This window comes from Streptomyces sp. OR43 (assembly GCF_008042275.1).
In the GTDB taxonomy this organism is placed as follows: Bacteria; Actinomycetota; Actinomycetes; order Streptomycetales; family Streptomycetaceae; genus Streptomyces.
Genome location: NZ_RDBK01000117.1, coordinates 1 through 9,673, shown reverse-complemented (window position 1 = coordinate 9,673; position 9,673 = coordinate 1). Strand labels below are relative to the sequence as shown.

Genomic DNA, 9,673 nt, shown 5'->3' with positions numbered 1-9,673 from the left:
GGCTTCTTCGTCAACACCCTCGTCCTCCGCACCGACCTCACCGGCAACCCCACCTTCACCGAGCTGCTGAAGCGGGTCCGGCAGACCGACCTCGCCGCCTACAGCAACCAAGACGTCCCCTTCGAACGCCTCGTCGAAATCCTCAACCCCGAACGCTCCACCGCACGCCACCCCCTCTTCCAAATCATGCTCAACCCGAACGTGACCTCGCAGTCGGTCGTGGGCGAGCTGGAGTTCGGCGGGGAGGTGGGCGAGGGTGTTCTGCCAGTGGGCGAGTTGTTGTGCGATGGGGCTGGTGGGGTCGGTTTCGGAGCCGAGGATGTCGCGCTGCCAGAGGGTGAAGTCGGCGTACTGGACGGGCAGTGGTGTCCAGGAGGGTGCGTTGCCTGTGGTGCGGGCGGTGTAGGCGGTGGTGAGGTCGCGGGCAAGTGGGGACAGCGACCAGCCGTCCGCCGCGATGTGATGGACCAGGATCAGCAGCACGTGCTCATCCGGAGAGAGCGCGAACAAGGTCGCACGCAGGGGGACCTCCGCCGTCAGGTCGAACCCGTGGCGTGCGGCGGCGACGAGGTCGGCATCGAGCTGGGCCGCGGAGGTCGGTACGACAGCGAAGGCCGGCTGTGCGGACTCACCGTCGAGGACGACCTGGTAGGCACCCTGGTTGCTGCCGGCGAAGACGGTGCGCAGGGATTCATGGCGTTCCACGACGTCGGCCAGCGCTGCTTCGAGCGCGGCCGTGTCCAGGGCTCCGGTCAGGCGCAGGGCGACCGGGATGTTGTAGAGGGAGCTGCCGGGCTCGTACTGGTGCAGGAACCAGAGTCGCTGTTGGGCGAACGACATCGGGATCTGATCAGGGCGGGGCCCTGTGGTGATGGCGGTGCGGGCGGTGGAGGCGCCGGTGAGTGCTTCGGCCAGGCCCAGGACGGTGGGGGTTTCGAAGAGCTGGCGTACGGAGAGTTCGGCGTCGAGTGCGGTGCGGATGCGGGAGACGAGGCGGGTGGCAAGCAGTGAATGCCCGCCGAGGTCGAAGAAGCTGTCGTCGATCCCGACCCGTTCCAGGCCGAGGATGTCGGCGAAGAGTCCGCAGAGGATTTCTTCCTGCGGGGTTCTGGGGGCGCGGCTCTGTGCGGCACCGGTGAACTCGGGTTCGGGCAGGGCTTTGCGGTCGAGCTTGCCGTTCGCGGTCAGGGGCAGTGCGTCGAGGGTGACGAAGGCGGCCGGGACCATGTAGTCCGGTAGGGCCTGGGCCAGCTGGGTACGTACTGCGTTGGTGTCGGGGGAGTCGCCGGTGAGGTAGGCGATGAGGCGGTCGTCGCGGACGATGACGGCTGCCTGCGCGATGCTGTCGAGGCCGGTGAGGGTGGTTTCGATCTCGCCGAGTTCGATGCGGTGTCCGCGGATCTTGACTTGGTCGTCGGCGCGGCGGAGGTATTCGAGGTTGCCTTGGTCGGTCCAGCGGACGATGTCGCCGGTGCGGTACATGCGGGTGCCGGTCGGGCCGTACGGGTTCGCGACGAAGCGTTCGGCGGTGAGGCCTGCGCGCTTGAGGTAGCCGCGGGCGACGCCGGTGCCGGCGATGTACAGCTCGCCGGGAACGGTGGGAGGTACGGGCTGGAGGTGGTCGTCGAGTACGTACACCTGGGTGTTGGTGAGCGGGCGGCCGATGACGGGTGTGCCCTGGGTGGTGACGGGGGCGGTGGTGGACCAGATGGTGGTCTCGGTCGGCCCGTAGACATTCAGGACAGAGGCGGCGTTCGCGGTGAGTTGTGTGGCGAGGTCGGTGGGGAGGGCTTCCCCGCCGACCAGGACACGGACGCCACGCAGTGATTCGCCTGCGTCGGGTGTGACGGCTCGCCAGAGGCTGGGGGTCGCCTGCATGACGGTGACCTGTTCCTGGTTCAGGGTGCGTCGGAGGGTGGCGGGGTCGTGGACGAGGCCGGGGGGTGCGAGGACGACGGTTGCGCCGGTGGTGAGGGGTGCGAAGAGTTCGAGTCCGGCGATGTCGAAGCCGACGGTGGTGACGGCGAGGAGCCGGTCGTCGGTGGTCAGGGGGATGCGGGTGTGCATGTCGGTGAGCAGGTTGGTCAGTGCGCTGCGGGAGACGACGACGCCCTTGGGGCGGCCGGTGGACCCGGAGGTGTAGAGCACGTATGCGGCCGTGTCCCCGGCGCTCGGGGAGGCGGGCGGCAGCGATGTCGTGGAACTCTGGCTGTTCAGTGAGGTGAACAGGGTCTGGTCCAGGACCATGACCGGTTCCGTCTCGGCCTGCATGAACTCGACGCGGTCGGTGGGGAAGTCCAGGTCGATGGGCAGGTAGGCGCCGCCGGTCTTGAGGACGGCGAGGAGTGCGACGACGAGTTCCGTGGAGCGGGGCAGTGCGACCGCGATGAACGTCTCCGGTCCGGCCCCGTTCTCCACGAGGACCCGGGCCAGACGGTCCGCCCAGGCATCCAGCTCCCGGTAGGACAGCCGGGTGTCCTCGAACACCAACGCCACAGCATCCGGAGTGGCCGCCACCTGGGCCTCGAACAGCCCCATCACATCGGCATCAGCGGCGCCGGCAGCCGGAGCGGCCCCCGCTCCCCACTCCTCAAGGACTCGGGCCAGCTCGTTCTCGTCCAGTACGTCGATCTGTGAGACCTGGGTGTCCGGTGCGGCGACGGACGCGTCCAGAACGCGTACGAACCGCTCGCACAGCACCTCGGCGGTCCGCGCATCGAACAGATCGGCACTGAACTCCAGGACCGCGCGCATCCCGCCCGCTTCGGCCTGGTCGGCGGCGTGCAGCTCCTGGACCGCCAGGAGCAGATCGAACTTCGCCACCGCGCTGTCGGCGTTCATGGCGCTCACGCGCAGACCCGCGAACTGCCCGTCCCCGGTCGTCGCGGTCGGGTCGACGTTCTGCAGGGAGAGCATGGTCTGGAAGAGGGGGTGGCGTGCGGTGGAGCGTTCGGGGTTGAGGATTTCGACGAGGCGTTCGAAGGGGACGTCTTGGTTGCTGTAGGCAGCGAGGTCGGTGTGGCGGACGCGTTGCAGGAGTTCGGTGAAGGTGGGGTTGCCGGTGAGGTCGGTGCGGAGGACGAGGGTGTTGACGAAGAAGCCGACGAGGTGTTCGACGGCGTCGTCGGTGCGGCCTGCGATGGGGGAGCCGATGGGGATGTCGGTGCCTGCGCCGTGTCGGTTGAGGAGGACTCCGAGTGCGGCCTGCAGGACCATGAAGACGCTGGCCTGTTGCTCGCGAGCCAGGCGTGTCACCCCTGCATGAAGTTGCTTGGGGATGTGGAATTCGATGGTGCCGCCCTGGTGTGTGGGGGTGGTGGGGCGGGGTCGGTCGGTGGGGAGTTCGAGTTCGGACGGGAGGTCGGCCAGAGTCGTCTGCCAGTGGGCGAGTTGTTGTGCGATGGGGCTGGTGGGGTCGGTTTCGGAGCCGAGGATGTCGCGCTGCCAGAGGGTGAAGTCGGCGTACTGGACGGGCAGTGGTGTCCAGGAGGGTGCGTTGCCTGTGGTGCGGGCGGTGTAGGCGGTGGTGAGGTCGCGGGCGAGTGGGGACAGCGACCAGCCGTCGGCGGCGATGTGGTGGATGACGAGCAGCAGGACGTGTTCGTCGGGTGCGGTGCGCAGGAGGGTGGCTCGGAGTGGGGTCTGGGTGGCGAGGTCGAATCCGTGGGTGACGGCTTCGGCGAGGTCGGTGTCGAGGCGTTCGGGGCTGGAGAGGATGTGGTGGAGTTCGGGCCGGGCGTCCTTGTGGATGATCTGGTAGCCGCCTTCGTCGTCCTGGGGGAAGACGGTGCGCAGGGATTCGTGGCGTTCCACGACGTCGGCCAGTGCTGTTTCGAGGGCGGCCGTGTCCAGGTTTCCGGTCAGGCGCAGGGCGACGGGGATGTTGTAGAGGGAGCTGCCGGGCTCGTACTGCTGGAGGAACCACAGCCGTCGCTGCGCGAACGACAACGGCACCCGCTCCGGACGCGGACCCGCCACCAGACCCTGGCCCGAGCGGCCCGCCACCGTCATCAGCTTGGCGAGCCCGGACACCGTCGGGTGGTCGAACATGTCGCGCACCGAAAGCTCCATGCCGAGCACCGAACGGGCGCGCGCGAGCAGCCGGATGGCGAGGAGGGAGTGGCCGCCGAGGTCGAAGAAGCTGTCGTCGACACCGACCCGTTCCAGGCCGAGAACATCGGCGAACAGCCCGCCGATGGCCTCCTCCCACGGGTTGTGCGAGCCGTGAGCGGCCAGCAGGTCCGGTGCCGCGGAGTCGGGGCCGTGCACCGGTTCCGGAAGTGCCCGCCGGTCCAGCTTGCCGTTGGGCGTGAGGGGCAGCGCGTCCAGCAGCATGAACGCCGACGGCACCATGTAGTCCGGGAGCTGCCGCTCGGCATGCGCACGCAGCAGCCCGGACGTCACGCCGGCACCGGTCGCGGCGACCACGTACGCGACGAGGCTCTCGTCGCCCGCGCTGTCCTCGTGAACCACCACGACGGTTTCCCGGACGTCCTCGACGCCCAGCAACACGGACTCGATCTCCCCGAGTTCGAGCCGGAATCCGCGCAGCTTCACCTGCTGGTCGGCGCGGCCCGCGTACTGCAGCTGTCCTTCGACGGTCCACAGGGCGAGGTCGCCGGTGCGGTACATCCGGGAGCCGGCCGGCCCGTAGGGGTTGGCCACGAAGCGCTCGCCGGTCAGGTCGGGGCGTCCCAGGTAGCCCCGGGCGAGGCCGGTGCCGGCGATGTAGAGCTCGCCCGCCACTCCGGGGGCCACGGGCTGTAGCCCCGCGTCGAGGACGTAGGCCTGGGTGTTCCAGAACGGGCGGCCGATGGGTACGGCACCGGACGGGGTCGGCGCACCCGGGGCGAGCGTGAAGTCCGTGCAGTTGACGGTGGCTTCGGTCGGGCCGTACGCGTTGACGACCGTCGCGCCCGGGTGCCGCTCCCGCCACTCGGCGAGCTTCTCACCGAGGAGCTGCTCACCCCCGAGGACCAGCGTGCCGGACGGCGACGCGGTGTCGGGGAGCGTATCGAGCAGAGGCAGGTGGCTCGGGGTCGCCTTCATGAAGGCCGGGCGGGGAACGGCACCGGCCGGCTCCTCGCTGAGCTCGGCGAGTCGCACACAGCCGCCCGAGACCAGTGGTGTGTACAGGGCGGTGACGGTCAGGTCGAAGGCGATCCGTGAGTGCAGCAGGGAACCGCCCGCGGCGTCCGGATAGGCGTGCCGGGCCCGCTGGAGGTAGGCGCCCACCGAGCGGTGCTCGACGACCACGCCCTTGGGGCGGCCCGTCGAGCCCGAGGTGTAGATCACATAGGCGGGGTTCTGCGGCGACACCGGACCGGCCGTCGCCGCCGGGTCCACCGGAGTCGCGGCCGACGGGGCCAGAGCGGCCCGGGTCTCCGCCGCGTCGAGGAGCAGCGTCTCGACACCCGGCACCAGCCCGGACCACTCGTCATTGGTCAGGGCGAGGACGGGCGCGGTGTCCGCCAGCATGTAGCGCAGCCGCTCCGCCGGGTACTCCAGGTCGAGCGGCAGATAGGCGCCGCCCGCCTTCAGGACCGCGAGCAGGCTCACGATCAGTTCGGTGGACCGGGGGAGCGCCACCGCCACGAACCGCTCGGGGCCGACACCGCGTCCGGTGAGGAGCCCCGCGAGACGGTCGCTGCGTGCGTCGAGTTCCGCGTACGTGAGGGACGTGTCGGCATGGGCGACCGCGGGGGCGTCCGGAGTGCGGGCCACCTGGGCCGCGAAGAGGGAGACGACGCTCGCGGGTGCCACCTCGCGTGCCGTGTCGTTCCACGCGTGCAGCACCTGGTGCCGCTCGGCCGGGGTCAGCACGTCCATCCGGCCGATGCGGCGGTCCTGGTCGGCGAGCGCCGCGTCGAGTACCAGCAGGAGGCGCTCGCCGAGCGACCGGGCCGTGGTGGCGTCGAACAGGTCGGCGCTGTATTCGAGTACGCCGCCCATGCCGCCCGTGGGCTTGTCGTAGAGCCGGAACAGCAGGTCGAACTTGGCCCCCGCATCCTCGGTCGGCACCGCCGACGCGGTGAGCCCGGGCAGGGCCAGCGCGCCGCCGACGGAACCGAGCGGGTCCGCGTTCTGCACCACGAGCCGCACCTGGAACAGCGGATGCCGGGCGGCGGAACGCTCCGGGTTCAGCAGCTCGACGAGGCGTTCGAAGGGGACGTCCTGGTTGCTGTAGGCGGCGAGGTCGGTCCGCCGGACCCGTTCCAGCAGCTCGGTGAACGTCGGGTCGCCGGAGAGGTCCGTGCGCAGGACGAGGGTGTTGACGAAGAAGCCGACGAGGTCCTCGACGGCGTCGTCCGTCCGGCCCGCGATGGGGGACCCGATGGGAATGTCCGTGCCTGCGCCGAGGCGGGACAGGAGCACGGCGAGGGCGGCCTGCACCACCATGAAGGTGCTCGCCCGGTGCTCACGGGCCGCCGTCTCGATGCGTGCGCGCAGCGCCTGCGACACCTCGAACTCGACGGACCCGCCCCGATGGGACGGCGTGGCTGGCCTGACCCGGTCGGCCGGCAGCTCCAGCTCGGCCGGAAGGCCGTCCAACGCCTCTTCCCAGTAGCGCAGTTGACGGTTAATGAGGCTGTTGGTGTCATCCTCGGAGCCGAGCGCCTCGCCCTGCCAGAGGGTGAAGTCCGCGTACTGCACGGGCAACGGCGGCAGGGCCGGCGCGCTCCCTGCGGCGCGGGCCGCGTAGGCGGCGGTCAGATCCCGGGCCAGCGGGCCGAACGACCACTCGTCGGCCGCGATGTGATGGATCAGGAGCAGCAGTACGTGATCGTCCTGTCCGGTCTCGAACAGCGTCACCCGGATCGGGAACTCCGCTGCGAGGTCGAACGTGTGGCCTGCCGCGGTGCGCAGGGCGTCCGGCAGCGCGTCGGCGGCAACCCGCTCGATCACCAGCGGCGGCTCGGCGGCGGCCAGTACCACCTGATGGGCGCCCTCGCCGTCCTCGGCGATGACGGTACGCAGCACCTCGTGCCGGTCCACGACATCGGCGAGCGCGTCGCGCAGCGCCGCATGGTCGAGAGGGCCCGTGAGACGCAGGGCGACCGGCAGGTTGTACGTGGCGTTGGGACCTTCGAGCCGGTGCAGGAACCACTGTCCCCGCTGGGCGAAGGAGAGCGGGATACGCGCCGGGCGCGGCCCGGAGGTCATGGCGTCGCGCGCCGCGTCGGCACCTCGCAGTGCCGTGGCGATCCCGGCGACCGTGGGCGCCTCGAAGAGCCGGCGCACGGGCAGCTCGACACCGAGTGCGGTGCGGATGCGGGAGGCGAGACGGGTGGCCAGCAGCGAGTGCCCGCCCAGGGTGAAGAAGCTGTCGTCGATCCCGATGCCGGAGACTCCGAGGACCTCGATGAACAGCCCGCAGAGGATTTCTTCCTGCGGGGTTCTGGGGGCGCGGCTCTGTGGGGCGGTGGTGAATTCGGGGTCGGGCAGGGCCTTGCGATCGAGCTTGCCGTTCGCGGTCAGGGGCAGTGCGTCGAGGGTGACGAAGGCGGCCGGGACCATGTAGTCGGGGAGGGCCTGGGCCAGTTGGTCTCGGATCGCAGCGGTGTCCGGGGTGCCGGTGAGGTAGGCGATGAGGCGGTCGTCGCGGACGATGACGGCCGCCTGCGCGATGCTGTCGAGGCCGGTGAGGACGGTTTCGATCTCGCCGAGTTCGATGCGGTGTCCGCGGACCTTGACCTGGTCGTCGGCGCGGCGGAGATAGGCGAGGTCGCCGTGCTCCGTCCAGCGGACGATGTCGCCGGTGCGGTACATGCGCGTTCCGGTCGGGCCGTACGGGTTCGCGACGAAGCGTTCGGCGGTGAGACCTGCGCGGCCGAGGTAGCCGCGGGCGACGCCGGCACCGGCGATGTACAGCTCGCCGGGAACCCCGGCGGGCACCGGGCCGAGGTGGTCGTCGAGGACGTACACCTGGGTGTTGGACAGCGGGCGGCCGATGGTGACCGTGCCGTCCGGTGTGACGGGGGCGGTGGTGGACCAGATGGTGGTCTCGGTGGGTCCGTAGACATTCAGTACGGAGGCGGCCGCGGAGGTGAGCTGTCTGGCGAGGTCCGCGGGCAGGGCCTCACCGCCGACCAGGACACGGACGCCACGCAGTGACTCGCCCGCGTCGGATACGACCGCGCGCCAGAGGCTCGGGGTCGCCTGCATGACGGAAATTCCCTGCCCGGCGACGGCGGCACGCAGCCCGGCCGGGTCGAGGACGAGGTCACGGCTCGCGAGGACCACGGAGGAGCCGGACACCAGCGGGGTGAAGAGTTCGAGCCCGGCGATGTCGAAGCCCACCGTCGTGACCGCCAACAGCCGGTCGTCCGGGGTGAATCCGACGCGCTCGGCCATGTCGAGCAGCAGGTTGGCCAGGCTGGCGCGGGAGACGACGACGCCCTTGGGGCGGCCGGTGGACCCGGAGGTGAAGATGACGTACGCGGCCGCGCGGGGGTCCACCGGGACGCTCCGGGCGCGCTCACCGTCGAGCAGCGCGGGCAGCGTCTGCGCGTCCAGAGTGAGGACGGGGCGGGTCGTGCTCAGCATGTGGGCGACCCGGTCGGCCGGGTACCCGAGGTCGAGCGGCAGGTAGGCGCCGCCCGTCTTGAGGACGGCGAGCAGCGCGACGACGAGGTCCACGGAACGGGGCAGGGCGACTGCCACGTACTGCTCGGGGCCGACTCCCCGCTCGATCAGCGAACCGGCGAGCCGGGCGGCCCGTTCGTCCAGTTCCGCGTAGGTGACGGCGGTGCCCTCGAAGACGACGGCCACCGCGTCCGGGGTCGCTTCCGCCCTCGCCTCGAAGAGCGCGACCACGTCCGCGTCACCCGCGAAGGACCGGGCGGTGCTGTTGGGTTCCTCCAGCAGCAGTCGGCGTGCGGCGGGGGCGAGGAGGGACACCTGGCCGACGCGTGCCCCGGGGTCGGCGATCACCGTGCTCAGCACACGTACGAACCGCTCGCACAACGCCTCGGCCGTTCGCGTGTCGAAGAGATCCGCGCTGAACTCCAGGACCGCCCCGATACCCGCCTCGGCGCCGTCCGGTCCGTGCTGTTCGCCCAGGTTGAAGGCGAGGTCGAAGCGGGCCGCGTCGGAGCCCATGGTCTGGTCCGAAACGCTGACCCCCGGCCACTCGCCCAGGGACTTGGCCGCTTCGCCCTGATCCAGGTTGTGCAGGGAGAGCATGGTCTGGAAGAGGGGGTGGCGTGCGGTGGAGCGTTCGGGGTTGAGGATTTCGACGAGGCGTTCGAAGGGGACGTCTTGGTTGCTGTAGGCGGCGAGGTCGGTGTGGCGGACGCGTTGCAGGAGTTCGGTGAAGGTGGGGTTGCCGGTGAGGTCGGTGCGGAGGACGAGGGTGTTGACGAAGAAGCCGACGAGGTCTTCGACGGCGTCGTCGGTGCGGCCTGCGATGGGGGAGCCGATGGGGATGTCGGTGCCTGCGCCGTGTCGGTTGAGGAGGACTCCGAGTGCGGCTTGCAGGACCATGAAGACGCTGGCCTGTTGCTCGCGGGCCAGGCGTGTCACCCCTGCGTGGAGTTCTTGGGGGATGTGGAATTCGATGGTGCCGCCCTGGTGTGTGGGGGTGGTGGGGCGGGGTCGGTCGGTGGGGAGTTCGAGTTCGGCGGGGAGGTCGGCGAGGGTGTTCTGCCAGTGGTTGAGTCAGTGGTTGAGT

The 9,673-nt window shown here is 70.3% G+C and carries 2 pseudogenes; one reads left to right on the top strand and one right to left on the bottom strand.

What is annotated here, in order from left to right:
- A pseudogene (locus EAO72_RS41445) lies at positions 1-192 on the top strand (condensation domain-containing protein); the annotation flags it as partial.
- 81 nt (positions 193-273) lie between these two features.
- Here the strand turns inward: EAO72_RS41445 and EAO72_RS41435 are convergent.
- Positions 274-9,645: pseudogene (locus EAO72_RS41435) on the bottom strand (non-ribosomal peptide synthetase); the annotation flags it as partial.
- Between the last annotated feature and the right edge of the window lie 28 nt (positions 9,646-9,673).